Source organism: Glaciimonas sp. OK215 (genome assembly GCF_057787885.1).
The window spans coordinates 5,278,650-5,304,242 of the sequence record NZ_CM173544.1 but is presented as its reverse complement, the minus strand read 5'-3'; the positions used below and the strand labels follow the sequence as shown (position 1 = coordinate 5,304,242).

General features: G+C 53.1%; 27 protein-coding genes and 1 tRNA gene. 15 read left to right on the top strand and 13 right to left on the bottom strand.

Annotated elements, in window-relative coordinates:
- Nucleotides 1–16 precede the first annotated feature (16 nt).
- From AC3CHX_RS24415 to AC3CHX_RS24385, 7 genes are all read left to right on the top strand, one after another.
- On the top strand, nt 17–661 hold the full coding sequence (locus tag AC3CHX_RS24415; RefSeq protein WP_488630551.1) for a methyltransferase domain-containing protein: 645 nt from the start codon (nt 17–19) through the stop codon (nt 659–661).
- 85 nt (nt 662–746) lie between these two features.
- Entirely contained in the window at nt 747–1,082 is a 336-nt protein-coding gene (locus AC3CHX_RS24410) for an FmdB family zinc ribbon protein (RefSeq protein WP_488630550.1), read from the top strand.
- Nucleotides 1,083–1,160: 78 nt separating this feature from the next.
- On the top strand, nt 1,161–1,796 hold the full coding sequence (locus AC3CHX_RS24405) for a DUF502 domain-containing protein (RefSeq protein ID WP_488630549.1): 636 nt from the start codon (nt 1,161–1,163) through the stop codon (nt 1,794–1,796).
- Nucleotides 1,797–1,886: 90 nt separating this feature from the next.
- Nucleotides 1,887–3,692 (top strand): aspartate--tRNA ligase, encoded by a 1,806-nt coding sequence (aspS, locus tag AC3CHX_RS24400; RefSeq protein WP_488630548.1) that lies wholly within the window; start codon nt 1,887–1,889, stop codon nt 3,690–3,692.
- A 133-nt stretch (nt 3,693–3,825) separates the two neighbouring features.
- Nucleotides 3,826–4,293, top strand: a complete 468-nt coding sequence (nudB, locus tag AC3CHX_RS24395) for a dihydroneopterin triphosphate diphosphatase (protein ID WP_488630547.1) — start codon at nt 3,826–3,828, stop codon at nt 4,291–4,293.
- A gap of 49 nt (nt 4,294–4,342) precedes the next feature.
- Nucleotides 4,343–5,161 (top strand): endonuclease/exonuclease/phosphatase family protein, encoded by an 819-nt coding sequence (locus tag AC3CHX_RS24390; RefSeq protein ID WP_488630546.1) that lies wholly within the window; start codon nt 4,343–4,345, stop codon nt 5,159–5,161.
- A gap of 87 nt (nt 5,162–5,248) precedes the next feature.
- Complete coding sequence (locus AC3CHX_RS24385; protein WP_488630545.1) at nt 5,249–6,412, top strand: phospholipase D-like domain-containing protein; 1,164 nt, start codon at nt 5,249–5,251, stop codon at nt 6,410–6,412.
- A gap of 92 nt (nt 6,413–6,504) precedes the next feature.
- Here the strand turns inward: AC3CHX_RS24385 and AC3CHX_RS24380 are convergent, their stop codons facing one another.
- The 3 genes from AC3CHX_RS24380 to mscL all read right to left on the bottom strand — a co-directional run bounded on the left by AC3CHX_RS24380 (nt 6,505) and on the right by mscL (nt 8,477).
- A complete protein-coding gene (locus tag AC3CHX_RS24380) occupies nt 6,505–7,224 on the bottom strand; it encodes an anti-sigma factor (RefSeq protein ID WP_488630544.1) in 720 nt (239 codons plus the stop codon).
- Nucleotides 7,221–7,808 (bottom strand): RNA polymerase sigma factor, encoded by a 588-nt coding sequence (locus AC3CHX_RS24375; RefSeq protein WP_488630543.1) that lies wholly within the window; start codon nt 7,806–7,808, stop codon nt 7,221–7,223. Before AC3CHX_RS24375 ends, AC3CHX_RS24380 begins: the two co-directional genes overlap by 4 nt.
- A gap of 261 nt (nt 7,809–8,069) precedes the next feature.
- On the bottom strand, nt 8,070–8,477 hold the full coding sequence (gene mscL, locus AC3CHX_RS24370; protein ID WP_488630542.1) for a large conductance mechanosensitive channel protein MscL: 408 nt from the start codon (nt 8,475–8,477) through the stop codon (nt 8,070–8,072).
- A 299-nt stretch (nt 8,478–8,776) separates the two neighbouring features.
- Here mscL and petA point away from each other — a divergent pair, with 299 nt between their 5' ends.
- From petA to AC3CHX_RS24340, 6 genes are all read left to right on the top strand, one after another.
- A complete protein-coding gene (gene petA / locus AC3CHX_RS24365; RefSeq protein WP_488630541.1) occupies nt 8,777–9,397 on the top strand; it encodes a ubiquinol-cytochrome c reductase iron-sulfur subunit in 621 nt (206 codons plus the stop codon).
- On the top strand, nt 9,397–10,803 hold the full coding sequence (locus tag AC3CHX_RS24360) for a cytochrome b (protein WP_488644924.1): 1,407 nt from the start codon (nt 9,397–9,399) through the stop codon (nt 10,801–10,803). The genes petA and AC3CHX_RS24360 overlap by 1 nt, the downstream gene beginning before the upstream one ends.
- A 20-nt stretch (nt 10,804–10,823) precedes the next feature.
- On the top strand, nt 10,824–11,588 hold the full coding sequence (locus AC3CHX_RS24355) for a cytochrome c1 (RefSeq protein ID WP_488630540.1): 765 nt from the start codon (nt 10,824–10,826) through the stop codon (nt 11,586–11,588).
- An 84-nt stretch (nt 11,589–11,672) separates the two neighbouring features.
- Nucleotides 11,673–12,284, top strand: a complete 612-nt coding sequence (locus tag AC3CHX_RS24350) for a glutathione S-transferase N-terminal domain-containing protein (protein WP_488630539.1) — start codon at nt 11,673–11,675, stop codon at nt 12,282–12,284.
- Nucleotides 12,285–12,450: 166 nt separating this feature from the next.
- Complete coding sequence (locus AC3CHX_RS24345) at nt 12,451–12,960, top strand: ClpXP protease specificity-enhancing factor (RefSeq protein WP_488644923.1); 510 nt, start codon at nt 12,451–12,453, stop codon at nt 12,958–12,960.
- A gap of 25 nt (nt 12,961–12,985) precedes the next feature.
- Nucleotides 12,986–13,061 (top strand) — tRNA-Thr (locus tag AC3CHX_RS24340).
- A gap of 669 nt (nt 13,062–13,730) precedes the next feature.
- Here AC3CHX_RS24340 and AC3CHX_RS24335 read toward each other — a convergent pair.
- From AC3CHX_RS24335 to AC3CHX_RS24325, 3 genes are all read right to left on the bottom strand, one after another.
- Entirely contained in the window at nt 13,731–14,072 is a 342-nt protein-coding gene (locus AC3CHX_RS24335; protein WP_488630538.1) for a hypothetical protein, read from the bottom strand.
- Between the two features lie 58 nt (nt 14,073–14,130).
- Nucleotides 14,131–14,733 carry a nucleotidyltransferase domain-containing protein gene (locus AC3CHX_RS24330; RefSeq protein WP_488630537.1) on the bottom strand — a complete coding sequence of 201 codons (603 nt, stop codon included), beginning with the start codon at nt 14,731–14,733 and terminating at the stop codon, nt 14,131–14,133.
- A 72-nt stretch (nt 14,734–14,805) separates the two neighbouring features.
- Entirely contained in the window at nt 14,806–14,949 is a 144-nt protein-coding gene (locus AC3CHX_RS24325) for a hypothetical protein (protein WP_488630536.1), read from the bottom strand.
- 569 nt (nt 14,950–15,518) lie between these two features.
- Between AC3CHX_RS24325 and AC3CHX_RS24320 the strand changes: the two genes are divergently transcribed.
- The gene (locus AC3CHX_RS24320) at nt 15,519–15,827 is read left to right on the top strand and encodes a hypothetical protein (protein WP_488644922.1); all 309 of its coding nucleotides are present in this window, start codon (nt 15,519–15,521) and stop codon (nt 15,825–15,827) included.
- A 536-nt stretch (nt 15,828–16,363) separates the two neighbouring features.
- Complete coding sequence (locus tag AC3CHX_RS24315) at nt 16,364–16,789, top strand: hypothetical protein (protein WP_488630535.1); 426 nt, start codon at nt 16,364–16,366, stop codon at nt 16,787–16,789.
- A gap of 66 nt (nt 16,790–16,855) precedes the next feature.
- On the opposite strand, the gene AC3CHX_RS24310 is transcribed toward AC3CHX_RS24315, so the two are convergent.
- The 7 genes from AC3CHX_RS24310 to rpe all read right to left on the bottom strand — a co-directional run bounded on the left by AC3CHX_RS24310 (nt 16,856) and on the right by rpe (nt 25,446).
- Complete coding sequence (locus tag AC3CHX_RS24310; protein ID WP_488630534.1) at nt 16,856–19,240, bottom strand: GspE/PulE family protein; 2,385 nt, start codon at nt 19,238–19,240, stop codon at nt 16,856–16,858.
- A gap of 570 nt (nt 19,241–19,810) precedes the next feature.
- Entirely contained in the window at nt 19,811–20,614 is an 804-nt protein-coding gene (gene trpC / locus AC3CHX_RS24305; RefSeq protein WP_488630533.1) for an indole-3-glycerol phosphate synthase TrpC, read from the bottom strand.
- Nucleotides 20,615–20,667: 53 nt separating this feature from the next.
- Nucleotides 20,668–21,705 (bottom strand): anthranilate phosphoribosyltransferase, encoded by a 1,038-nt coding sequence (trpD, locus tag AC3CHX_RS24300; RefSeq protein ID WP_488630532.1) that lies wholly within the window; start codon nt 21,703–21,705, stop codon nt 20,668–20,670.
- Between the two features lie 60 nt (nt 21,706–21,765).
- Nucleotides 21,766–22,329: an aminodeoxychorismate/anthranilate synthase component II gene (locus AC3CHX_RS24295; protein ID WP_488630531.1), complete on the bottom strand. Its 564-nt coding sequence runs from the start codon at nt 22,327–22,329 to the stop codon at nt 21,766–21,768.
- On the bottom strand, nt 22,329–23,843 hold the full coding sequence (trpE, locus tag AC3CHX_RS24290; RefSeq protein WP_488630530.1) for an anthranilate synthase component I: 1,515 nt from the start codon (nt 23,841–23,843) through the stop codon (nt 22,329–22,331). The genes AC3CHX_RS24295 and trpE overlap by 1 nt, the downstream gene beginning before the upstream one ends.
- 212 nt (nt 23,844–24,055) lie before the next feature.
- Nucleotides 24,056–24,775 (bottom strand): phosphoglycolate phosphatase, encoded by a 720-nt coding sequence (locus tag AC3CHX_RS24285; RefSeq protein WP_488630529.1) that lies wholly within the window; start codon nt 24,773–24,775, stop codon nt 24,056–24,058.
- Complete coding sequence (gene rpe / locus AC3CHX_RS24280; RefSeq protein ID WP_488630528.1) at nt 24,772–25,446, bottom strand: ribulose-phosphate 3-epimerase; 675 nt, start codon at nt 25,444–25,446, stop codon at nt 24,772–24,774. The genes AC3CHX_RS24285 and rpe overlap by 4 nt, the downstream gene beginning before the upstream one ends.
- Nucleotides 25,447–25,593: the final 147 nt, after the last annotated feature.

Here is a 25,593-nt window from a genome sequence, read left to right as displayed (position 1 = left end):
GGCACTCTATCTCATCATGACTGCACCAATACCTGACCCGGCAGCCACGCCGATACCGTCGTTTTCGACGCGCGATCCGGTCAAGCCCGACTTTTGGAACGAACGCTTCGAGCAGGCTTTTACCCCTTGGGATCAGGGTGGTGTGCCGCTGGCGTTGCAGGACTATATCAATCGTAGTGCGCCTGCCGTGACCTTGATTCCCGGATGCGGGGCCGGTCACGAAGTGGCCTATCTGGCGAATGCCGGTTGGGATGTGACAGCGATTGATTTTTCTGCGGCTGCGGTCAGCGCGGCACAGGCTGCCCTGGGACCATGGGCGGCGCGGGTGCAGCAGGCTGATTTCTTCACGTTTGTGCCGGCCAGGCCGCTCGGCTTGATTTACGAACGGGCATTCCTGTGTGCGTTACCACCGGCAATGCGCCCGGCCATCGTTCAGCGCTGGGCCGCGCTATTGGCGCCGGGGGCGACGCTGGCTGGATTTTTCTTTTTCGGCGCGGATCCGAAAGGGCCGCCGTTCGGCATCGAGCGATCTGCGTTGGAACAGTTATTGCGACCGTATTTTGAATTGCTTGAGGATCAGCCTGTGAGCGATTCGATTCCAGTATTTGCCGGTAACGAGCGTTGGCAAGTGTGGCGCAGGCGCCTTCTTTCCGAAGACTGACTGCGGACGTCGCAGCCGCTACGATGTAACTTCCGAAAAAACCTTTATAATTCAGGGTTTTGTACGCTTTTCGCGGAGTTTTACCATGCCAATTTATGCATATCGCTGTGAAGCCTGTGGCTTCGCTAAAGATGTATTGCAAAAGATGTCCGACGCGCAGCTGACAGTGTGCCCGACGTGCCATAAAGATACCTTCAAGAAGCAATTGACTGCCGCCGGTTTTCAACTCAAGGGAACCGGCTGGTACGTCACCGATTTCCGTGGCGGTGCCGGCGCTACAGTACCGCCGGCAGGCGCGACGGATGCTGCGCCTGCGCCTGCCGCCGAGAGCGCTGGCGCAGCAACCACGACGGCGAGCACACCAGCGGCGCCGAGCACCGCGAGCGCGCCCAGTACCACGACTTCTGCCGCAGCAACCTGACAGCGCTGCGCTAAGTTACGTAACCCAAACCATCGTGGGCAAGGCTGGCATTGCCAGCCGCACCCGATAAAGAAAGCCATGCGTAAATATTTCATCACCGGTCTACTGGTTCTGGTTCCTCTGGCGATTACGCTATGGGTTCTTAATCTGATCATTGGCACGATGGATCAGTCGTTGTTGTTCCTCCCTGTGCAATGGCGGCCAAAAGCGCTGGTCGGGTTTGATATCCCGGGTCTCGGCACCATTTTGACTTTGTTGATCATTTTCTTTACAGGATTGGCATCACACAATCTCATCGGTCGCCAGGTGGTGTTGCTGTGGGAAGCGTTGGTGACGCGCATTCCGGTAGTCAATTCGATCTATTCCAGCGTCAAGCAAGTGTCTGACACGTTGTTTTCATCGTCTGGCAATGCCTTCCGGAAAGCGTTGCTGGTGGAATATCCGCGTCAGGGATCATGGACGATCGCGTTTTTGACCGGTGTTCCCGGTGGTGATGTGACCAATCATCTGCTGGGCGATTACGTCAGCGTGTATGTGCCGACGACGCCGAATCCGACCTCGGGATTTTTTCTGATGGTGGCGCGCGCGGATACGGTGGAACTCGACATGAGTGTCGATGAAGCATTGAAATACATCATATCGATGGGTGTCGTGGCGCCACCCGAGCGTCTGGATAAAAAACTCGTTACCGATCCTGTTCAGACAACACGCTAGCCTTGCCTATGCATAAGCGAGCCGCTAGCAACGAACAGACAAATTTATAGACTCATTGAACTTAACACCTGAACTTCGGAAGAACTGAATATGTCCATGCGAACCCAATATTGCGGCCTCATCACTGAGGCACTTCTCGACCAGACCGTCAGCCTGTGTGGTTGGGTACATCGTCGTCGCGACCATGGCGGTGTGATTTTTATCGACCTGCGTGACCGTGAAGGTCTGGTGCAGGTGGTCTGCGATCCGGATCGTGTTGACGTCTTCAAGAATGCCGAAGTGGTGCGAAACGAATTCTGTCTGCGTATCACCGGCGTGGTGCGCAGCCGTCCGGACGGTACCGTCAACAATAATCTGAAATCCGGCAAGATCGAAGTGCTGGCGCACGAACTGGAAGTGCTGAACCCATCGGTGACGCCACCGTTCCAGCTGGATGACGACAATCTCTCGGAAACCACACGTCTGACCCATCGCGTGCTGGACCTGCGTCGTCCGCAGATGCAAAACAATCTGCGTTTGCGTTACAAGGTAACGATGGAAGTGCGTAAATTCCTAGATGCCAACGGCTTCATCGATATCGAAACGCCGATGCTGACCAAGTCGACGCCAGAAGGTGCGCGCGATTATCTGGTGCCCTCGCGTGTCAACGCCGGTCATTTCTTCGCGCTGCCGCAATCGCCGCAATTATTCAAGCAATTGCTGATGGTGGCCAACTTCGATCGTTATTATCAAATCACCAAATGCTTCCGCGACGAAGATTTGCGTGCTGATCGCCAGCCGGAATTTACCCAGATCGATTGCGAAACATCGTTCATGTCGGAACAGGAAATCCGCGACATGTTTGAAGGCATGATTCGTCTGGTGTTCAAGAATGCACTCGATATCGACTTGCCGAATCCGTTCCCGGTGATGGACTTCGCAACGGCGATGGCAATGTACGGTTCCGACAAACCGGACATGCGCGTCAAGCTTGAATTCACCGATCTGACCGCAGTGATGAAGGATGTCGATTTCAAGGTGTTCTCGGGTGCCGCGAACATGGAAAACGGCCGCGTGGTCGGTCTGCGCGTCCCGGGCGGCAGCGCGATGCCACGCTCCGAAATTGATGCTTACACCCAGTTCGTCGCGATCTACGGCGCGCGCGGCCTGGCTTACATCAAGGTTAACGAAAAGGCCAAGGGCCGTGACGGCTTGCAATCGCCCATCGTCAAGAATCTGCACGATGCAGCATTGGCGCAAATCATCGAACAAACCGGCGCGCAAGACGGCGACCTGATTTTCTTCGGTGCCGACAAAGCTAAAGTTGTCAACGATGCCATCGGCGCATTGCGCGTCAAGATCGGCCACAGCGAGTTCGGCAAGCAAGCTGGCTTGTTCGACGATACCTGGCGTCCGCTTTGGGTGGTTGACTTCCCGATGTTCGAATACGACGAAGACGGCGCGCGCTGGAATGCTTGTCATCATCCATTCACCGCACCAAAGGACGGTCATGAAGACTACCTGGAAACCGATCCAGGCAAGTGCATCGCCAAAGCTTACGACATGGTGTTGAATGGTTGGGAGCTGGGCGGCGGATCAGTCCGTATCCACCGCGCTGAAGTCCAAAGCAAGGTATTCCGTGCGTTGAAGATCGATGCTGAAGAAGCGCAGCTCAAGTTCGGTTTCCTGCTGGACGCATTGCAATACGGCGCGCCGCCGCACGGTGGCCTGGCCTTCGGTCTGGATCGTATCGTGACGATGATGACTGGTGCGGAGTCGATTCGTGACGTGATCGCCTTCCCGAAAACCCAGCGTGCGCAATGTTTGTTGACCCAGGCGCCATCGGTAGTCGACGAAAAGCAGTTGAAAGAATTGCATATTCGCCTGCGTATGCCAGAAGCTAAAGTCGTGTCGTAATGTAGCGGCCGACATCAAAAAGAGCGCGGGAAACCGCGCTTTTTTATTGCGGCGAGAAATCGGTTTATAGTTGAGGGCAGTTGGCTGCCAGCCTTATTTCTAACCAGATAGTCGATATTCGCTTAGCCTGTGCATGTATAAAATTCCCGAATCCGTTCTCGTCGTCATCCATACCGCTGATTTGCAGGTCTTATTGATTGAGCGTGCCGATAGAGCCGATTTTTGGCAATCCGTCACCGGCTCCAAAGACTACCCGGATGAGCCCCTGATACAGACTGCGATCCGTGAAGTGGCAGAAGAAACCGGCATCGTTGTCAGCGATGACCAGGTGCCGTTGTCGAATCTGCATGACTGGCAACTTTCCAACGTCTACGACATCTATCCCACGTGGCGTCATCGGTATGCGCCGGGAGTAACCAAAAACACCGAGCATGTATTCAGTTTGCTGGTGCTGGCGGACACCCGCATCGTATTGGCGCCGCGTGAACATGTGCAATATCGCTGGTTGCCCCACCGGGCGGCGGCGGATCTATGTTTCTCGCCGTCGAATGCTGAAGCGATTTTGCAACTCCCACATTATTTGCGTGACCTGAAGACTTAGTTGATCATTCCTCAGGGACAGCGCTGTTATTCCATTCAGAGCAGAACCCATGAAGCTACGCATTGCGACCTACAACATTCACAAAGGCGTCTCTTCCTTCGGTAGTCGTCCGCGCGTGCATGCGTTGAAGCAGGCGCTGGCGCTGATGGAAGCGGATGTGTTTTTTTTACAAGAAGTGCAAGGGCGCCATGATTTGATGGCGGCACGTCATTCGGCGCATTGGCCGGAGCAGTCGCAGCAGGACTTTCTTGCCGGTGATTCGCATCATGTGGCGTACGGCATGAACGCGGTGTACGACCATGGTCATCATGGTAATGCGTTGCTGAGCCGCTTTGCGATTGCCTCGCAGACCAACCAGGATGTCTCGGATCACTCTTATGAGGCGCGGGGTATTTTGCACTGCGTGCTGCAAACACCCGAGGCGGAGGTGCATTGTTATGTGGTCCATCTGGGTTTGTTCGGTGGCGGCCGGCGGCGGCAAACGGCGGCGCTGATCGAAGCGGTGCGCAGTTCGTCGCCACCGGATGCTCCGCTGATTATCGCCGGCGACTTCAACGACTGGGGAAATCGCCTTAGTGAATTATTGCGGGAGCGACTGGGTGTCGCCGAAATTTTTGACGAGCGGATTGCGATACATGGTCTTGGGTATTATTTGCGCAAGCTGATGGGGCGTGAACCGGGTACCAAAGCGAATCTGTCGCCCAGCATCAAACCTGCGCGCACATTTCCTGCCGCGTTGCCGTGGCTGCGTCTGGATCGGATTTATCTGCGCGGCTTTGCGGTAGAATCAGCCGAGGTATTACACGGTCCTGCGTGGGCCAAGTTATCGGATCACGCCCCGATCGTGGCAACCTTGCAGCTGAAATAGCTAACGCGCCGCTACGCCATACAGTGGCGCTCCAGGCGCTAACCCCTAACCGATTTTTCCAATGACGATCCGTCTTTTGTTGCGCCTATGCGCCCGGTAAGCTTTAGCGCCGACAACCACATCGCTCTATTGCAAAACGGCGCAGAGTTTTTCCCGGCGTTGATTGCCGCCATCGATGCAGCGCGCGATGAGGTGTATCTGGAAACCTATATTTTTGCCGCCGATGAGACCGCCTTACAGGTTAAGGAAGCACTTAAGAGTGCTGCGAAAAGGGGGGTGGCCGTCAGAGTGGTGACCGACTGGCTTGGCACCGGCCGCGCCCATTCCACATTGCTGGGTCAGGAATTTCTTCATACGCCCATCAGGCATCGGGTCTTCAATCCCTGGTTCCGCCGCGGCATGGTACGCACGCATCGCAAGATGTGTGTGGTGGATCGGCAAATAGCTTTTGTCGGCGGTATCAACATTAACGACGACATGTTCACCGATGACGGCCTGCATCTGCCATTGCCGGCGCCGCGCTGGGATTTCGCGGTACGCATTACCGGACCGTTGGCGCCGCTAGTGCATGCCGAGCTGGAGGCCCAGTGGATGCGCATGGGCGGGATGAAATTACGGGCCCGTTGGCGTGCATTCAAACGTGCGCGTTTTGGTGTCCTCATCGCAGTACACGGGCCGGCGTTGGCGGGTCTGGTGATCCGCGACAATTTGCGCAATCGGCGGACGATCCAGCGTGCTTACATGCAAGCACTGGGGCATGCCCGTGAAAGTGCGTTGCTGGCGAATCCGTATTTTGCGCCGGGCCGCAAATTACGCCAGGCGCTGGTATCCGCCGCTCAGCGTGGCGTCAAGGTCACCTTGCTGCTTGGGGTCGGGCATTACCGTCTGCAGGACGCTGTTACGCATTCCTATTATCCTAAGCTGCTCAGGGCCGGGATCAGAATCGTCGAATATCGCAAGACCGCGTTGCATGCCAAAGTAGCAGTGGTGGATGAGGAGTGGGCCACGGTCGGCTCCAGTAACTACGATGGTTTGAGCCTGTTGATGAATCAGGAGGCGAACGTGGTGATCCGGGATGCGGGATTTTCCCAGGCGCTGCGCCGGAAAATCGAAGCGGGAATTGCCGATGGCGTAGAGGTGCAGTCGGAGGAATTCGTCAATATCCCGTGGCGCCGACGGCTTTGGTACGGCTTGGCTTTTTTCATCTATCGATTTGCGATGCGGATTATTACGATGGGCAATCACCATTAAGCTATCCGGGAGCCTGTGCATTCTGCAGGCGGCACGCCAGGGAACTTGGCAAGCCGCGACGCACCGGCACGCTGCGTGCGGCAACACGCAAGCTAAATTTGCACCCAGGCGCCCTTGAATACTATCGGTCCGGTTGGTCCATTTGGATTCGGCGAACCGCCTTTTGGCTCCAGCGTTACCGCCAGTAACGGTATTGATTGCGGTGTGGCGTTAGCCGGCAAAGGTAAGGTCACGCTGCCATTTGCAACAAGCAGGCCCAAGGAGCGCGGCGGGCCATCTTTCGGTACTGCCCACAATTCGAGGCTCTTGTCGGCCGCCACCTGTTGCGGCGCCACGACTTTTACGACCATGCGGCCATCTTGTGCAGCGGTGACGACCGCGACAGGTGTTGCTTTGTCGTCACTTAACATGGCGATGTAAGCAGGGGCGACCGGGATCGGAGCCAATTGTTTGGTCAGTAGCAGCGATACCAAAATCAAAGCCGCCGTTGTTGATACCAGGCCCAGCCCACGCCAGAAACTCAGGTCTTCGCGTAACGACAGCCAGAACGCAGCTTTGCGGTGTCGCGCTGCAATGATCTGCAAGTCCAGACGTTTTTCGATGGCCTGCCAGACAGCGACAGATGGTTGGGCAACGGGCGCCAGTTCAGCCATCGGATGCAAGCGATCCTGCCATTCAGCGACAGTCAGGCGCAGTGCTGCGCTTTGGAGCAGATAGTTGTCAAAACGCCGGCGAGCGCCGCCACGCAGCGTGCCAAGCACATACTCTGCTGCCAGTTTGTCCATCAATGCCTGGTTGTGAAGAATATTCATGAAATTCGCTCCAGCTTGCCTAGGCAGGTCCGTAATCGCTCTAATCCGCGCCGGATCCATGTTTTGATGGTGCCGATGGGGAGTTTCATTTGATCTGCGACTTCGCTGTGAGACAGGTCGTGATAAAAAGACAATGCTATGGCTTGTCGATGCAAGCCTTCCAGCCGCGCCAGGCAGGTCGCGAGTGCCTTCGAATCTGCGCTCAACTGTAATGCTTCCAATGGTGTCGGATCGGCGCTTTCCATGGCGCTCACGACCTCCTTGTCAAAAGTGTCGGCATCGATCTCAACATCATGGTCGGTGCGACGCAGGATGTCGAATGCCTTGTTGCGCACGATCGTGGTCATCCAGGTCATCGGCGCCGCAAGGCTAGCCTGATAACTGCCCGCGTTGTTCCAGATATTGATGAAACTTTCCTGCAAGGCCTCTTCGGCCGCCTCGCGTTTAACCAATATACGCAGCGCGAAGCCAAACAGTTTCGACGATGTGGCGTCATAGAGGGCACGAAAGGCACTGGTGTCTTTGTGGGCAACCGCGGCAAGCCAGATTTTCAGTTGTGCCGGTTGCAGATCAGAGGAAGACAATTCAATCTCCTTCGCGTGGGTGCCGAGTGATTCAACACTTGCTTAACATCCGGGCGGTCGCCTGCAGTCATGGATGGCACGTACGGAGCAAGCAGGTTTTGGCGCAGGTGTTGCTGAATGCTACACAAGAACAGATTAACGCATGCTTGTTGTTGGGGCAACTTTTTACTATCGATTTTACCTGCCGCATTCTTTATGCCGACCAAACAAAAAGCCCGTTATCGAAACGGGCTTTGACGAATGTGAAAGCTTTGTCGCCGGTTACTTATTTTTCAGGGAGTCGCGAATTTCACGCAACAACACAGTGCTTTCAGGATCTGCAGCTGGTGCTGCCGCAGTTCTGAATTTGTTGACCAGGCGCACCATCTGAAAAATGATGAAGGCCAGGATCAGGAAATTCAGCAAAATGGTGAGGAAGTTGCCGTATGCCAATACCGCACCGGCTTTTTTCGCCTCGACCAGGGTTAATGTCGTAGCTTGCCCATTTAGCGCAAAGTAGTGATTCGAGAAATCAAGGCCGCCAAAAACCCTGCCGACAATCGGCATGATGATGTCTTGCACCAGGGAGTCGACGATTTTACCGAAGGCAGCGCCAATGATTACGCCGACGGCGAGATCAATGACGTTTCCTTTGGTCGCAAAGGTCTTGAATTCGTTCAGCATGCTCATGATGGGTTTTCTCCAGGTGAATGTGTCAATAAAACATTATTTTATATCGCGCCTTGATTGATATGGAGATTGCGATGTGGTTTTTTATATATGCTGAAACCGGGGTGCCGTCAAGATTTATGGCCGGGATAGGAGAAAAATCGCTTGATTGTTCCAATTTCTGGACGCTTCGGCCAAAAAACTCCGCGATTTTAAGCAGGAGAGTATCTATTTCCTTTAAAACAGCGTGCAGCTTCGATATAATCTAGGGTTGCTAGAAGTTTCACGCAGGTTTCGTATTTTGACTGATTGGGGTTGGTATGAGTATCGAAAAGCAGGTCGATTCAGGTCGACGTGGTTTGCTCGTCGCTACGTGTGCGGCGGGTGGCGTGGCCGGATTGGCCACAGCGGGGGCCTTTGTGTCTACCTTCCAGCCGTCCGAGCGCGCAAAAGCTGCGGGAGCGCCAGTGGAAGTGGATATTTCCGGCATTAAACCCGGAGAAATGCAGGTCTTTGAATGGCGCGGTAAGCCAGTATGGATCATGAAACGTACGTCGGAGCAATTGAAGGGACTGGAGCATACCGCTTCCGAAGTCGCCGATCCGGAGTCGCTCAAGCCATACACCATGGATCTTCCTGACTATTGCAAGAACAAGTCGAATAACCGTGGCCACGTAGGCCACGAGGAAACGCTGGTGCTGGTTGGTATTTGCCCGCATCTGGGCTGCTCGCCATCGTCGAAGTTTACGCCCGGCCCGCAACCTTCTTTGCCGGATGACTGGGAAGGCGGTTTCCTGTGCCCATGCCATGGCTCGACTTTCGATCTGGCCGGTCGTGTTTTCAAGAACAAGCCTGCACCAAACAATCTTGATGTTCCGCGTTATATGTACTTGTCGGACACCAGGATTCTGCTTGGTAAAGACGAGAAAGGTGAGGCTTAATCATGGCATTCCAAGAAAAGAAGCTGCCGGCCAATGCGCCGATGGCCGATAAAGCGCTGAACTGGGTCGATGCCCGTTTCCCGCTGACTTCCACCTGGAAGGCACACCTTTCCGAATACTACGCACCGAAGAATTTCAACTTCTGGTACGCGTTCGGTTCGCTGGCGCTGCTGGTGTTGGTGATTCAGATCGTTACCGGTATTTTCCTGGTCATGCATTACAAGCCGGAAGCAACGCTGGCATTCGCGTCGGTTGAATACATCATGCGTGATGTGCCTTGGGGCTGGCTGGTGCGTTATATGCACTCGACCGGCGCATCGGCATTCTTCATCGTGGTCTATCTGCACATGGTGCGTGGCCTGTTGTACGGCTCTTACCGCAAACCGCGTGAACTGGTCTGGCTGTTCGGCGTCGGCATTTTCTTGTGCCTGATGGGCGAAGCGTTCATGGGCTATTTGTTGCCATGGGGCCAAATGTCATATTGGGGCGCACAAGTTATCGTCAACCTGTTTGGCGCGATTCCTTTCATCGGTCCTGATCTGTCGCTGTGGATTCGTGGTGACTATGTTGTGTCCGATGCAACCTTGAACCGCTTCTTCTCATTCCACGTGATCGCCGTTCCGCTGGTATTGATCGGCCTGGTTGTAGCGCACATCGTCGCGTTGCATGAAGTCGGTTCGAACAACCCTGACGGCATTGAAATCAAAGAAAAGCTGGATGCCAAGGGCGTTCCGCTGGATGGCGTACCTTTCCATCCTTACTACTCGGTACATGATGTCATGGCGGTTGCCGTGTTCCTGATCGTGTTCAGTGCAGTGCTGTTCTTCGGCCCGGAAATGGGCGGTTACTTCCTTGAGTACAACAACTTTATTCCAGCTGACTCGCTGAAAACGCCTCCGCATATCGCGCCGGTTTGGTACTTCACACCGTACTACTCGATTTTGCGTGCTGTAACGTCGGACTTCATTATCTATTTGCAAGCCGCTGTTGCCGCTTTTGTTGCACTGCTGTGGTTGAAATCCAACCTGAGTGCTTTTGTGAAAATGATTGCAACAGTTGTCGGTCTGGTCATTATTGCGGCGATGTTTGTGTTTGATGCGAAGTTCTTTGGTGTGGTAATGATGGGTGTTTCCGTCATGATCCTGGCAGGCTTGCCATGGTTGGATCACTCTAAAGTGAAGTCGATTCGCTATCGCCCAAGCTGGCACAAATACGTCTACATTTTGTTTGGGATCACTTTCGTGATTCTCGGATATCTGGGCGTGCAACCGCCATCGGCTATCGGCGGGATCGTCTCGAAGGTGTGCACTTTCATTTACTTTGGCTTCTTCTTGTTGATGCCATGGTGGAGCGCAATGGGCACGTTCAAGCAAGTGCCTGATCGCGTTACTTATCACCCGCATTAAGCCGCGAAGAGGACATAAACATGAAATTGCTAAAAAGTTTGATTGCGACTCTTGTACTGCTGCCAGCGCTTGTTTTTGCGAGTGAAGGTGGTTTTCCGCTGGATCATGCACCGGATCGCACGAAAGACCTGTCGGCTTTGCAAAGTGGCGCCAGGCTGTTTGTTAACTATTGCTTGAACTGCCACTCGGCGGCGTCGATGCGTTACAACCGTCTACGGGACATCGGTTTGACTGAAGACCAGATCAAAGCCAACCTGTTGTTCTCCAGTGATAAAGTGGGCGATTTGATGCACGTCGCGATGTCGCCGAAGGATGCCAAAGCCTGGTTTGGCGCAGCACCACCGGATCTGTCGGTGATCGCCCGTGCCAAAGCGTCCGAGGCTGGCTCAGGTCCTGATTGGCTGTATACTTATCTCCGTACCTTCTACAAGGATGACACCCGTCCGACTGGTTGGAACAACTTGGTATTCCCGAACGTAGGCATGCCGCATGTGTTGTGGGAGCTGGAAGGTGTTCGTACTGCCAAGTTTGAAGACGTCAAGGATCCGCACGAAGAAGACAAAGTGGAGCATAAATTTGTCAAATTCGAACAAGTGACGCCAGGAAAAATGACGCCATTGGAGTACGAGACTGCTGTTGCAAATCTGGTGTCTTACTTGGAGTGGATGGGCGAGCCAACACAAAATACCCGTAAGCGTTTGGGGGTGTGGGTTCTGCTGTTCCTCGGTCTGTTCTTCGTTTTGGCATGGCGCTTGAATGCGTCGTACTGGAAAGACGTCAAATAATATTTCATGCCCGCGTCTTTGCGGGCATGCGTTTCAGGGTGAGCCGTATCGAGCCTCACCCTTTTGTTTTTAAGGAACTATAAAATGATGGTTCTCTATTCAGGTACAACCTGCCCATTTTCGCAACGTTGCCGTCTCGTTTTGTTCGAGAAAGGCATGGACTTTGAAATCCGTGATGTCGATTTGTTCAACAAGCCGGAAGATATCTCAACCATGAACCCATACGGCCAGGTGCCGATTCTGGTTGAGCGCGATCTGATTTTGTATGAATCGAACATCATCAACGAATACATCGACGAGCGCTTCCCGCATCCGCAATTGATGCCGGCAGATCCGCTGATGCGCGCACGTGCGCGTCTGATGCTATTCAATTTCGAAAAAGAATTGTTTGTTCACGTGCACGTCCTGGAAAATGAAAAAACCAAGAGCGCAGAAAAAAGTCATCAAGCCGCGCGTGCAGAAATTCGTGATCGTTTGACGACTCTGGCACCTTTGTTCCTGAAGAACAAATATATGCTGGGTGACGAATTCTCGATGCTGGATGTCGCCATTGCACCGTTGTTGTGGCGTCTGGATCACTATGGCATCGAGCTGTCAAAGACTGCCGCACCATTGATGAAATATGCTGAACGTATTTTCTCGCGTCCAGCCTACATCGAAGCGCTGACGCCATCCGAAAAGGTCATGCGTCGTTAATCGTTTGTAGCGTGCAGTTGCTGGGTAAGCAGCTGCACGATTTTGTATAGCGTGTATTGTTCAGGTTTTACCGCGATTTGCTGTGTCTCAGTATTGCAAGCCACGCATGCGGCTTCATGCGCACACCAAACCTCAAGCTCACATTTGCATTTCCTTCGTATTGATGATGTCTGAAACTTCTACCAAACCCTATTTGTTACGCGCCATTTACGAATGGTGTACCGACAACGGCTTCACTCCTTATCTGGCGGCCCAGGTAGATGCGCACACGCGGGTGCCTCAGCAGTTCGTCAAAAATGGCGAGATCGTGCTGAACATCAGTTTCGAAGCGACCAGCGGTCTAAAAATGGACAATGAATTTGTCAATTTCAACGCACGTTTTGGCGGTGTCTCACGTGAAATCTCGGTGCCGGTAGAAAACGTCATCGCAATTTACGCGCGTGAAAATGGCCAGGGTATGGCATTCGAAGTGTCGAAGCATGCTGAAGCAGAGTCCGCTGACGTTGACGAGCAAAGTGCGCCGACCAAGGGGCCAGCGATTGCCGCAGTACCAACCTTGACCTCGGTACCATCGCCAGGCGCGAATGCGGGGGATAAAGGAAGTGGTGCGGATCCAGAAAAAGATCCGGAACCACCAAAAAAAGGTGGAAGACCTACCCTAACGCGAATTAAGTAATGTATAATTCTGTTCTCGCAGTTTTGCTGGCTTAGCTCATCTGGTAGAGCACCTGACTTGTAATCAGGGGGTGGCGGGTTCAAGTCCTGCAGCCAGCACCAATTCTAAAAGGCCCACAGTTCTGTGGGCCTTTTTCTTGTGCTCCGCAATCTAGGTTTTGCTCCGCAATTCGCTATTAGCATTAGAATTTCCTCCGAATACCACTTCGACAAATTGCGGTTTTGGCCGCTCGTAAACAGCCTGCTATCGGCCATCGTACAACCCTTAACATTTGCTGCCTGTCGAGACACGGTTCAGTCGGTCATTCACGAACCGTGAGGTCAATGCCATCAGGATAGGTCCGCGCGGGCCTGCACAGAAGGTCAGCCAGAACCGGCGCAGCGGTCAATTCGTACCAGCGCCGGCAACAAGATCTGGAAATGTGGAATTGAATAAAAAAACATAGCCACATCAACAGGGTCATGCATGTTGTGTGCCGCCGGGACCGCTTACGTACCGATACAGTGCGTAAAATTCCAATATAAATTGGCCGCTAAAAGTGCCCCCTCTGAATATTTGTTTTCCGTAGAAGTGGGTGCGTTTTTTCGTCATGACGAAAAAATTGGAGTACGTTGTAGCTAATGCAGGATAGACGAGCGTAGTCAAGGTGGCCCACCTTAACCGGTCCTCATTTCGTCATGACGAAATTGCGGTCCTCACTTGTCACCTTGTTGCGGGAAAAATCTTAGTAAGTCTATCCACGGCTACCGACTGGGATGATGCGTTTTCCATCATGATGTAGTCTCCAGCGCCTGCGCTGCAACAATCAAGTATGCGACATGCTCGATCAGCTCCTCGACGAAGCTCTCTGTGACATCGAGGTTACCTTCATATTCGGGCAGGTTGTGTTTTTTGTGCGCCTGATTAAGCAACAACCACTGCTCCGGCTTGAATCCCAGCGTATGCTCGAGACACTGGAAGACTAGGTAACGGTTTTCGCTGCGGTAGCCATGGACACGCAGGGCAGACAACGCGGCAGCATGTGCGGCATTGTAGGCAAGATCAAAACGGCTTTCCAATGAAAGGATGGGTTGTCTGGCATCCTGCAGTCGCACGCTGGCAGAGCGCAACAAGCCAGCCCGCTCCCGTGCATCAGGCGGTTCCGCCTTGAGCTTACCAATGCGCGCTAAATTAGCCAGCGCTGCCGAGTCGGGTAATGTCCTGTTCGGATCCTTTGACAAAGATTTTAGGCTGCTCTAGCACCCTGACGATGAAAGACTTGCCATCGCGCACGCGTTGCGTAAACTCGTCCGGTGTGTAGAGCGTCGGGTTCACCACGCGTCCCAGCTGCGCCTGAGCTGGCAATAGCGCTTCAAGTAATTCCGCATTCGATGGCACTGCTCCAATCACCATCAAATCAACGTCACTTCCGGCATGCTCGGTGCCCTTGGCCAGCGAACCGTAGACAAACGCCAGATCCACCAGCGGCCACAGTGAGTGAAGTGCTGCGCGCAATACATCGGCCACACCGAACGTTTTCAGAACAATACCGCGCAGCTCTTCAAATATCGGTGCTTCGTGGTTGGCCTGGTAATGCTTTTGATTTCCTACCCGCCGCACGGTCACCAGGGCCGACGCTTCCAGCCGCGCTAGCTCCCGCTGCACTGCACCAGAACCCGACGCCGCCAACCCAATAATTTCATTGGCATAAAACGACCGCTGCGACTGGCCAAATAGCACGGCCAGCACCCGCTGTTGCGTCTTCGTAAATAGTGCGTCTGCATAAATACCCATAACGGGTATATTAATACCCACTATAGGTATTGTCAAACCAATCATCCGTGAAGTAGATGACACACAAATTTATTATTGAGCAATGTGTTTATCAATAGTAAATTTCCATTGCGTCTCATCAAAGTTCATCGTTGGTTTAACTAGCTTGTCCCTGTGCTGCTGCAATCTCTTTACTTTGCGCATGGTGATGCCGTGGGCGTCGCTGTCGTATTGCATTAGAACGCCAATCGGAAAACGGATGGTGTTATGTGCGGAATTGGCCCACGCTGGCGCGAATTAAGCGGAATGCATCGCCGGCAAAAAACAAAATTTCCGAACATACGGAATCCGGGGAAACCCTTGCAGAGTCTTTCAAGACGCGCCGTCTGGGCAATGCCTCCCTTCTTTTTTACATCGCAGAACTATTCAACAAATGCCCTTCGCCGTACGACCAGTTGCATCGATGTGACGCTGCCACTGGGGATCGCGCGCTGGCCAAATATGTGCGACGTGGACGCGGTCTGGACGTGAACCGGGAGGCGCTACGGCACGCCGCTAAGTCTTTCGGTTAAATTAAACAAATTTGGTAATCCGATTTTGGTTAAGTTGCAGATATACCCGCGATGCGAGGATTGGAAAGCTGAAACAATTCGATACAGTTGACACATCTAATGCGTCAACTTGTCATCGGATTTGAACGCTAAGGGAACCATGGCACCAGTCAAATCAGAGCCATGCAACCATCGCCATTTAAAATTAGGGAAATAATCATGTTGAATACAAAAGATCTGAGTAAAGCCGCCGCCATGATCGCCGTGTTGGGTGTATTGGCCACAGCCACTACCAGCAGCTTCGCTGATACTGCCTGGCAAAAAAAGTATCCGCGCCGTGAGCAGGTCAACAATCGTCTTCAAAATCAGAACAAGCGCATTCACAACGAAGTAAAGGAAGGGGAGTTGACCCCTGGCCAAGCGAAGACATTGCATAAAGACGATAAGCGGATTCGCCAGGAAGAACGCGACATGGCGGCGCAAAACGGCGGACACATCACAAAACAGGAACAACGGACTTTGAACCAGCAGGAAAACGCCGTCAGTAAGCAAATCGGCAAATAAATCGACACCCTATAGTTGGCATGAGAGCTACAACGAGGACGCTAACCACGCCCTCGGTTTTAGGGCCGGATATGTCCGATTGCGAATGCCTCAAATCGGCCCCAAGTCGGTCAGAAGTGTCTGCCGAAGTTAGTGGAATTCAGCTTATATGTCACCGCTCGTGGTGGTTGCTGAAACAATGCTTGCCCTGAAAACTGAGGCAGGCCGTCATTGATTGGCACTCACATCGCCTTTTCTGCAGCAAACTTATGTCTTGGCGGCTACTGAGAAAATGGGGTGCCAAGAGTGCCGAGATGATAGTCTGGGTTTTCTGCTCGGTACGCATAAATTGGGGAGCCGCAAATGGACCATGCGATGAAAATGCAAACCAACGGATTCGGTCGACGTAGGGCAACTAGACCGGTGTAAAATATGATTCCGTAGGGCAATACAATCTCAGCGGTGGTCGAGTGTGCTGAATGGGATGCCTCGCGACTTATTGTTGCGTCAGGTGCGCCACATCCGGCTCGACCGCCCACAATTTTTGGGGAGGCACTATGGACTTAATTCCATTCGAAAAAGTCGCGATATGGGAAGCAAGAGCCGTACTCGATGAAGATGACCTACGTGCCAGACAAGAAAAAAACTGGGAGCACCTGCGTCGTTTGGTAGGTCCCTCCGATTTGAAATTGGAGGAGGCAACCTATAACTGGCTGCTGACGTTGCCGACCGAGGTCTGGCCCCTGTGGCTAGTGAAAAATTTTCCGCGTATCGCCAACCATTTTGCTGAAGTCTGGATGAGACCTTCGGTCTGCGAGAAGTTGTTCGTCGAACTCTTGCTGGATCAAAGAGGGACGCGCAAAGGTTTTCCTGTGGAAGTGTCGCGGGAGATCATGGCCTTGAAATTGTATTGCGAAAGCATGGCGGCCACGGCGGCAGCTGATCAGCAATCGCGGCGAGAGGAGAAGGTAAATAATTCTTGATTGTTTCTGGATAAAATCCCCGCACCGTCTGAGCGGGAAGGGGAATGTTTTTCGATCTTCCTCTCCCTATAGCATTCTTATTTGCTCCCAGTCGGTTAACCCCTGAAATATCTTATCTATCCCGTCTTGTTTTAAGGTACGCATACCTTCACTGATGGCGGTTTGCAATATCTCAGGGACATTTGCTTTCGCATGTATTTTTTTCTTGATAGCGGCCGTGTTAAGCAGCAACTCATGCACCCCTAATCTACCTTTGTAACCGCTCTTATCGCATTTTTCGCAGCCCACCGCCTTGCATAATATTAGTGAGTTGTCGTCCCGTCCATATTGCTTGTGCCATCCCGCTATTATCTCGTCCTGTCGGAGTTCTGTTTCGAAGCAATATTCATAAGCAAGCATTTGGATTTGCTCATCGGTGGCGGCATAACGCTGAAGGCAGGTTGTGCATAATTTGCGTGTGAGTCTTTGACCGACGACCCCCAGTAACGCATCTGCAAAATTAAACGGATCCAGACCGAGATCCAACAGCCTTACAACGCTTTCCACCGCACTGTTGGTATGCATGGTTGAAAACACCAGATGACCAGTGAGTGACGCTTCAATGACGGTCCTGGCGGTTTCTGGATCACGTGTTTCCCCTACCATGATGACATCAGGATCTGCGCGCAAAAAGCTGCGCAATATGGTGGCAAAAGTCCAGTCGATTTTTGCATGCACTTGAACTTGTCGCAGACCTTTTTGGGTAATTTCTATTGGGTCTTCGACCGTCCATATTTTGCGGTCGCGGGTGTTGATGTAACTGAGTAAGGAATGCAACGTTGTCGTCTTGCCTGACCCGGTCGGGCCGCAGACAAATAAGAGCCCGTGAGGCTTGATGGCAAGTTTCTGGAGTTTTTCCAGCACAGAGGGGGTCAGACCTATTGCAGCTAAAGACAGCGCCTTGGGAGCGGCAAGGATGCGCATGACGATGTCTTCGAGACCTTCGGTAGTGGGCATGGTTACTACGCGAAGCTCGATTTTGGCCGGACCAAACTGCTCAAAATTCATCTTCCCATCCTGCGAGCGTCGTTTCTCGGAAATGTCCAGACGGCTCATGATTTTAAGACGAGAAATCAAAGCATTGCGGTAGTTCGCCGGAATGTCGGAGTAATCAATCATGACGCCATCTTTGCGAAACCGGACTTGGCTGGGCTCATTCCCTTTCATTGTTTCGATATGGATGTCAGACGCGCCTTGTTCAAACGCGTCGAGGATAATCTTGTTGACCAGGCGAACCATTGTGTTGTCGGATTCTGTAATCACCTCATCCACAACCTGACCCATTTCGATGCCGTTACCCTCGTCTAATCTTGAAACCAAATCAGCAATATTCTGACGTTCTCCCTGCGTGCTATAAAATTTCGAAATGACAGTGACCAAGTCCTCCTCGGATGCCATGACGGGATCAATCGTGTGCTTGGTGTAAAACGCTAATGCCTGCAATGCGTCCGATGACAGGGGGTCTTCCATCGCGACCACCATACGTGACTGTGCTCGGTATAGCGGCATCACGGTGTATTTGCGTACGAGGTCTCCAGGGACGATCCTAATCAGGTTCAGGTCGAACTGAAATTTGGGCAAAGTAACGAAAGGAATGCCAAGTTTTTGTGCCAATACTCTCTTGATGATTTCCTTGTCGACGACACCCATGTCGCAAAGAATTTCGCCTAAATGCATCTTCCGGTCCGCCGCCTGCCTCTGGAGCGCTTGCACGAGTTGTTCTTCGGTGATCAGGTTCTCGTGAATCAATGCTTCCCCAAGTCTGAGATGAGGCATCGATTTTTGTCTTTTCAGGGCCATTTCCACTTGCTGTTCTGTGACCAGATGCTCCCGCTGCAGATAGTCCCCCAGCTTGGATGCCCGGAGCTCGCTTTGTTTTTTCAGGCCTGCATCAACAGCACCCGCCGACACAATTTTCTTGTCTACTAACATCTTGCCAAGCTTGTCGCCAATCTGATAACTGGCAATCGCTTCAGCCGGAATGAACCAACGTAAGACGTTGTTGCCAGTACTGGCAACAAATAGAAAAAGCCCGATTTCTCGCGAAACGAAACCTTCTGTTTCAGATATCAAGCGCTCCCCATCCTTGAAGAAAACCATGCACTTTTTCTTGATGGAGATCGGGGGAGCTTCGTGTATTCCTGCCGCTAAAGGTAATTCCAGCCTTTTCAGTTCTATAGGGTGTGTTAGGCGGATACTTTGGATGCTGGAAAACCCGATACGAACCTTGTCGACAGCACGATCGGGATGAAACTCGAGAATTGATGCTTCCGGGTCAAAACGTACCAGCTTGCCGACTTTCTGGTGCCCATCGTTCAAGGTAACAATGCATGGCACCTTGCTGTTATTCGTTGTGGATGTAGAGGTCAACTCGAAGTGCGGTGGTATTGGCCATTCGAAATCGATAGGCATTGGTCCCTCCTTTTAAATTCAAAAAACCTGTGGCGCTCTGAATAACGTCATCGTTCAGCGAGTTCAATTTTTTTGGCTATGCAGCCTAGAGCAAGCTAATGACGACAAATGGCCATGAGCCTCTATTGGCACTTGAGGCTTTGTTACCATCCTAGCACTTTATTTCTATGTGGAATTATTTTGAAACGGTAGCCTGGGACAGGAGCAACTTGAGAAGCATTAGCCGCCTAGTGTCATGAGTACATGCGGTGGCAGAAAAATACCTGTCAGTATTGATAACTAGCAGCACCTCACCCAATCCGCATTACATCGGTAAGCCGCCTCAGTCTTGATGCTGTCGCGGCAAATGTGCCGGGCTTGGTGAAGCGTTGATTTGCGGCACTCTTTTGGAAAATGCAGTTCCGCATTTGTTGCGGCCCCGCGAGAGCAGTGGAATCCGGGCAAAGCTGTTGGCATCGCCCGTGAACTGGACAAGCTGAATGTCTATTGGATGGGGGAAGTCGCTGCATCGCGGTGATGACGAAGGCGGTAAAGCATAGCGCCCTCCGCCCCATAAATGTATCCGCTTCTTTAGGTGTTAAACAAGCGCGCCAACTCAACTCCGGGCTCCGGCGCACGCATAAACGTTTCACCTACCAAAAATGCATGGACATTGGCGTCGCGCATGCGCTTCACGTCATCCGCCGTCTGGATCCCGGACTCAGTCACTACCAGCTTGTCCGGTGAAATGCGCGGCAGCAACGTCAGCGTGTTCTCCAGGGATGTTTCAAATGTGCGCAGATTGCGGTTGTTGATGCCCAGCAGCGCTGTTTTTAGCTTGAGCGCTGCGGTCAGTTCTTCGGCGCTGTGGACTTCCACCAGCACGCTCATGCCAAGCTCAAGCGCGATTGCTTCCATCTCTGCCATCAAGCCGTGATCGAGCGCGGCGACGATCAGCAAAATCGCGTCCGCACCCCAATGACGCGCCTGATAAATCTGATACGGATCAATCATGAAATCTTTGCGCAACACTGGGAGCGCGCAGGCGGCACGTGCTTGCTGCATGTATTCCGGCGAACCCTGAAAGAATTTTTCATCGGTCAACACGGATAAACAGGCGGCACCATGCGCGGCGTAGTCGACGGCGATATCGGCAGGGTGGAAGTTAGGGCGAATCACACCTTTGGACGGTGACGCCTTTTTGATTTCGGCGATGACGCCAGCGTGGCCGGCATCGATCTTGGTACGCAGTGCGGCTTCAAAATCACGCAAGTTATTCCGGGCGTCGGCATCGGTTTCGACTTCCCGGCGCAGGCTGGCGAGGTCGCGCTGTTTTTTCGCGCGAGCGATTTCATCGGCTTTGATGTCGAGAATTTTATTCAGAATATCGGACATGTTGGTGTTCCTTTCGTGTTCCCGGCGCGCACGCTGAATGCGAACTATGCGTTTCAGGCGCTGGCGCCAAGTGCTCGTGTGGTTTGAATGAACTGGTCCAGTTTGACACGTGCTGCCCCGGAGGCCATCACTTCGCGCGCCTTGACCAGCCCATCGGCAATTGAGTTGCTAATGCCTGCAGCATATAGTGCCGTGCCAGCATTCAGCGCGACGATGTCACGTGCCGGGCCCGGCACGTCGCCGAGTGCCTCAAAAATCTTTTCTTTTGATTCGATCGAATTGGCAACCTTCAGATTGCGGCTGGCGATCATTTGCATGCCGAAATCTTCAGGGTGTATTTCATATTCATGAATTTCGCCATTGATCAGTTCACCCACCAGCGTTGCCGCGCCGAGCGAGACTTCATCCATGTTGTCGCGGCCCCAGACCACCACTGCGCGCTGGGCGCCAAGTCGTTGTAACACGCGCACCTGTATCCCAACCAGGTCAGGATGAAATACGCCCATCAGGATATTCGGCGCGCCAGCGGGATTGGTGAGCGGTCCCAGAATATTGAAAATAGTGCGCACGCCGAGTTCTTTGCGCACCGGCGCTGCATATTTCATCGCCGCATGATGGTTCGGAGCGAACATGAAACCGATGCCGGTTTGGTCTATCGACTGCGCGACCTGTGCCGGTGTCAGATTGATATTGGCCCCGAGTGATTCCAGTACATCGGCACTGCCGGACGACGATGACACGCTGCGACCGCCATGCTTGGCGATGCGGGCGCCGGCGGCTGCGGCGACGAACATGGTTGCCGTTGAAATATTGAAGGTCTGCGCACCATCGCCGCCAGTACCGACGATATCGAGCAGGTTGCTGGTATTCGTGGTGGGAACCGGGGTCGCGAATTCGCGCATGACTTGCGCGGCGGCGGCGATTTCGCCGATGGTTTCTTTTTTGACGCGCAAGCCCATCGTCAAGGCTGCGATCATGACTGGCGACATTTCGCCTTTCATGATTTTGCGGAACAGGTGCAACATTTCGTCGTGGAAAATTTCGCGATGTTCAATGCAACGCAATAGCGCTTCTTGTTCAGTAATCGGCATGGAATCCTCTTGAGATTGTAGGTAGGGTTGCGCTTGCTAAGCCCGACGTACAATTATCGATTAACGCTGCAAAAAGTTTTTCAGCAGGGCATGGCCATGTTCGGACAGGATCGATTCAGGGTGAAATTGCACACCCTCGACATCCAGCGTCTTGTGACGCACGCCCATGATTTCACCGTCATCGGTCCACGCCGTGATTTCCAGGCAGTCCGGTAGCGATGCGCGTTCGATTGCCAGCGAGTGATAGCGAATCACGGTGAACGGATCAGGTAAACCCTTGAAGACGCCGACGCCAGTATGGTTAATCGGCGAAGTTTTGCCATGCATCACTTGTTGAGCACGCACTACTTTGCCGCCGAAGGCTTCGCCAATTGCCTGATGACCCAGGCAGACGCCAAGGATAGGCAGCGTACCGCCCAGCTTTTGCAGCAGTTCGACGCAGATGCCTGCTTCTTTTGGACTGCAGGGGCCGGGCGATAAACAGATGCGCTCCGGCTTGAGCGCAGCAATTTCGTCGAGCGTGATTTCGTCGTTGCGGAAGGTCCGCACATCTTCACCGAGTTCACCGAAATATTGCACCAGGTTGTAGGTGAAGGAATCGTAGTTGTCGATCATTAGCAGCATCAGATTTCTCCATCCAGACCGTCTTGCACTTGTTCCGCTGCGCGTAATACTGCGCGGGCCTTATTTTCGGTTTCTTCCCATTCGGTTTCAGGCACCGAGTCGGCGACGATACCGGCGGCTGCCTGTACATACAACATGCCGTCTTTAATGACGCCGGTACGAATCGCGATGGCGACATCCATTTCACCGCCGAACGACAGGTAACCGCAAGCACCGCCGTAAATACCGCGCTTGGTCAGTTCCAGTTCGTCGATGATTTCCATCGCCCGTACTTTTGGTGCGCCGGATAGTGTGCCGGCAGGGAAGGTGGCTTTCAGGACATCCAGGTTCGACAAGCCGGATTTCAGCACGCCTTCGACGTTGGAAACGATGTGCTGCACGTGCGAATATTTTTCGATGACCATCTGGTCAGTGACTTTGACGCTACCGGTTTCGGCAATGCGGCCGATGTCGTTGCGTGCCAGGTCGATCAGCATCACGTGCTCGGCAATTTCTTTTGGATCAGCGAGTAATTCGATTGCCAGCTGTTCGTCGCGCTCCGGGGTCGATCCACGTGGGCGGGTTCCTGCCAGTGGGCGGATCGTGATTTTCCGTTTGGCTTCGGTCGTTGCAGTCGCTGCGGCTGTTTGCTCGTTGCGCACCAGGATTTCTGGCGACGAGCCCACAATCTGCATGTCGCCGAAATTGTAAAAATACATATACGGCGACGGATTCAGCGAACGTAACGAGCGATACAGCATGAGCGGTGAATCAACGTAGGGTTTTTTGATGCGTTGGCCGATCTGTACCTGCATCAGGTCACCCGCCATGACATATTCCTTGGCCTTGGCGACGGCTTTCAGGTAGTCGTCTTTTTTGAATTCGCGTATGGTTTCGGTCCGTACCGAGGCGGATGTGACGGGCGCGTCGGCTGGGCGGCGCAACATCGCTCGTAAATCTTTCAGGCGTTGACGACCCTTTGAGAACGCTTCGGGCTGAGTCGGATCGGTGTACACGATCAGGTACAGCTTGCCGGAGAGATTATCGATTACCGCCAATTCTTCAGTCAGCAATAATTGAATGTCCGGCAAGCCCAGGTCATCTTTAGGTGCAGTGTTTGCCAGCCGTTTTTCGATGTGACGCACCGTGTCATAGCCGAAGTAGCCAGCCAGACCGCCGCAGAAGCGCGGCATGCCCGGGCGTATCGCTACTTTGTAGCGCGCTTGGAATTCGGTGATGAAGTCGAGCGGATTACCTTCTGCGGTCTCGATTATCTTGTCGTTCTTGACGACTTCGATACGGGTGCCATAGCTGCGCAAGAGCGTCGATGCCGGCAAGCCGATAAATGAGTAGCGTCCAAAGCGTTCGCCGCCAACCACAGATTCCAGCAGGAAAGTATTCTTGCCGGTCTGCTGGGTTTGCGCCAGCTTCAGATACAGCGTCAAAGGGGTTTCGAGATCGGCCAAAGCTTCGGCGATCAGCGGAATACGGTTATAGCCTTGTGCGGCCAGCGATTTGAATTCGAGTTCGGTCATGTTTCTCTCCAGGCCGCTATTGTAGAACAGCGGTGGTCGACTGCAAAAAACGTTGTCTGCGACGTGCTTTAAAAAAGGACGAAAAAACAGACAGCGGCGATCAGGGGGTTACTTAGCCCAGGATTGCCAGCGTCGCCAGAGCCAGGCCTCAGGGGCGGCTAGTGGGACATTACGTTTTTTGTCGAGAAACATTTTAAGAAATATGTTTGGATTTATGTCGATATATGGTGTGCCGCCGAAAGCAGCGTTGGTACTATACCATCCGAATCGACGTCTTGTATAGACTCGCCGTGATTGTATCCGTACGGCACATTCAACACCCTGCAACCGGCTGCGCGCGCGGCCTGCGCATCGTTCGAAGAGTCGCCAACAGCAACCACTTGTGCTGGCTGCAAGTTGAATTCTCGGCAAACTGCCAGCAGCGGCATCGGGTCGGGTTTTTTCCTGGAAAAGGAGTCGCCGCCATATACCAGTTCAAAAAAACCGCGTAATCCGGTCTTTTCCAGTAACGGCAGGGCAAACGCGATCGGCTTGTTGGTGACGCAAGCCAGCCGCAATCCCTTGCCGCGCATGGCCTGGAGTCCTTCAATTACCTCGGGATAGAGCGTCGCGTAGTTGCCGTTGATTGTCAGATAGTGGCGTTGATACGACGCCAGCGCCGCATCGAAATGCACATCGGCCTGCGCTGCTGCGTAATCCACACTTAACACGCGACGAATCAGGTTTTCCGATCCTTTGCCGACGAAATTGATAATGGTTTGCTGGGTCAACGGTGCCAAATCGAAATCGGCACGCATGCGATTGATGGCGACATGAAAGTCCGGCGCTGTATCCAGCATGGTGCCGTCCAGATCGATGATGGCAGCGGCGATGCCGGTCAATATGACCGGCAGGGCTGCTTCAGTTGCCGCCTTTGGAGTACTCAACATCATACTTTTGCCAATTCGCCACGCATTGCATCGATCACAGCCTTGTAGTCCGGCTTGCCGAAAATCGCTGAACCAGCGACGAAAGTGTCTGCGCCAGCTGCTGCAGCCTGGGCGATGTTGTCGATTTTGATGCCGCCATCGACTTCCAGCATGATATTGCGACCGGATTCGTCAATCAGCCGACGAACTTTCGCGATTTTTTTCAGCGCTTCAGGAATAAAGGACTGGCCGCCAAAGCCTGGATTGACCGACATGATCAGGATGATGTCGAGCTTGTCCATCACATGATCCAGAAAATGCAGTGGTGTACCCGGATTGAATACCAGGCCGGCTTTACAGCCGTTATCGCGGATCAGTTGCAGCGAACGGTCGATATGTTCCGATGCTTCCGGATGGAAAGTGATGATGTTGGCGCCGGCCTTGGCAAAGTCCGGAATGATGCGATCCACCGGTTTGACCATCAGATGAACGTCAATTGGCACCTGCACGTGTGGGCGAATCGCTTCGCACACCAGGGGGCCGATCGTCAGGTTGGGAACGTAATGATTGTCCATGACGTCAAAATGGATGATGTCGGCACCGGCGCTAACGACGTTGCGGACTTCTTCGCCGAGGCGGGCGAAGTCCGCAGACAAAATACTTGGGGCGATACGGTAGGTTGGTGTGGTTGGCATGGCAGTCACTTAAAAGAGAAGATGCAAAAAAGATGCGCTATTTTACTCTGTGGGTTTGTGATGTTCAGGGTAGCGCTTGCGTCTGCCGGTAATTTCGTGTGCAATGATCCGTTAGATACAAGGATGTGGCGCTGAAGTTGTCGGTCG

What these genes read in the sequence shown, in the direction of transcription:
- AC3CHX_RS24415 (WP_488630551.1), top strand. Translation starts at nt 17, where the DNA reads ATGACTGCACCAATACCTGACCCGGCAGCCACGCCGATACCGTCGTTT.
- AC3CHX_RS24410 (WP_488630550.1), top strand. Translation starts at nt 747, where the DNA reads ATGCCAATTTATGCATATCGCTGTGAAGCCTGTGGCTTCGCTAAAGAT.
- AC3CHX_RS24405 (WP_488630549.1), top strand. Translation starts at nt 1,161, where the DNA reads ATGCGTAAATATTTCATCACCGGTCTACTGGTTCTGGTTCCTCTGGCG.
- aspS (WP_488630548.1), top strand. Translation starts at nt 1,887, where the DNA reads ATGTCCATGCGAACCCAATATTGCGGCCTCATCACTGAGGCACTTCTC.
- nudB (WP_488630547.1), top strand. Translation starts at nt 3,826, where the DNA reads ATGTATAAAATTCCCGAATCCGTTCTCGTCGTCATCCATACCGCTGAT.
- AC3CHX_RS24390 (WP_488630546.1), top strand. Translation starts at nt 4,343, where the DNA reads ATGAAGCTACGCATTGCGACCTACAACATTCACAAAGGCGTCTCTTCC.
- AC3CHX_RS24385 (WP_488630545.1), top strand. Translation starts at nt 5,249, where the DNA reads ATGCGCCCGGTAAGCTTTAGCGCCGACAACCACATCGCTCTATTGCAA.
- AC3CHX_RS24380 (WP_488630544.1), bottom strand. Translation starts at nt 7,224, where the DNA reads ATGAATATTCTTCACAACCAGGCATTGATGGACAAACTGGCAGCAGAG.
- mscL (WP_488630542.1), bottom strand. Translation starts at nt 8,477, where the DNA reads ATGAGCATGCTGAACGAATTCAAGACCTTTGCGACCAAAGGAAACGTC.
- petA (WP_488630541.1), top strand. Translation starts at nt 8,777, where the DNA reads ATGAGTATCGAAAAGCAGGTCGATTCAGGTCGACGTGGTTTGCTCGTC.
- AC3CHX_RS24355 (WP_488630540.1), top strand. Translation starts at nt 10,824, where the DNA reads ATGAAATTGCTAAAAAGTTTGATTGCGACTCTTGTACTGCTGCCAGCG.
- AC3CHX_RS24350 (WP_488630539.1), top strand. Translation starts at nt 11,673, where the DNA reads ATGATGGTTCTCTATTCAGGTACAACCTGCCCATTTTCGCAACGTTGC.
- AC3CHX_RS24345 (WP_488644923.1), top strand. Translation starts at nt 12,451, where the DNA reads ATGTCTGAAACTTCTACCAAACCCTATTTGTTACGCGCCATTTACGAA.
- AC3CHX_RS24330 (WP_488630537.1), bottom strand. Translation starts at nt 14,733, where the DNA reads ATGGGTATTTATGCAGACGCACTATTTACGAAGACGCAACAGCGGGTG.
- AC3CHX_RS24325 (WP_488630536.1), bottom strand. Translation starts at nt 14,949, where the DNA reads ATGCAATACGACAGCGACGCCCACGGCATCACCATGCGCAAAGTAAAG.
- AC3CHX_RS24320 (WP_488644922.1), top strand. Translation starts at nt 15,519, where the DNA reads ATGATCGCCGTGTTGGGTGTATTGGCCACAGCCACTACCAGCAGCTTC.
- AC3CHX_RS24315 (WP_488630535.1), top strand. Translation starts at nt 16,364, where the DNA reads ATGGACTTAATTCCATTCGAAAAAGTCGCGATATGGGAAGCAAGAGCC.
- AC3CHX_RS24310 (WP_488630534.1), bottom strand. Translation starts at nt 19,240, where the DNA reads ATGCCTATCGATTTCGAATGGCCAATACCACCGCACTTCGAGTTGACC.
- trpC (WP_488630533.1), bottom strand. Translation starts at nt 20,614, where the DNA reads ATGTCCGATATTCTGAATAAAATTCTCGACATCAAAGCCGATGAAATC.
- trpD (WP_488630532.1), bottom strand. Translation starts at nt 21,705, where the DNA reads ATGCCGATTACTGAACAAGAAGCGCTATTGCGTTGCATTGAACATCGC.
- AC3CHX_RS24295 (WP_488630531.1), bottom strand. Translation starts at nt 22,329, where the DNA reads ATGCTGCTAATGATCGACAACTACGATTCCTTCACCTACAACCTGGTG.
- trpE (WP_488630530.1), bottom strand. Translation starts at nt 23,843, where the DNA reads ATGACCGAACTCGAATTCAAATCGCTGGCCGCACAAGGCTATAACCGT.
- AC3CHX_RS24285 (WP_488630529.1), bottom strand. Translation starts at nt 24,775, where the DNA reads ATGATGTTGAGTACTCCAAAGGCGGCAACTGAAGCAGCCCTGCCGGTC.
- rpe (WP_488630528.1), bottom strand. Translation starts at nt 25,446, where the DNA reads ATGCCAACCACACCAACCTACCGTATCGCCCCAAGTATTTTGTCTGCG.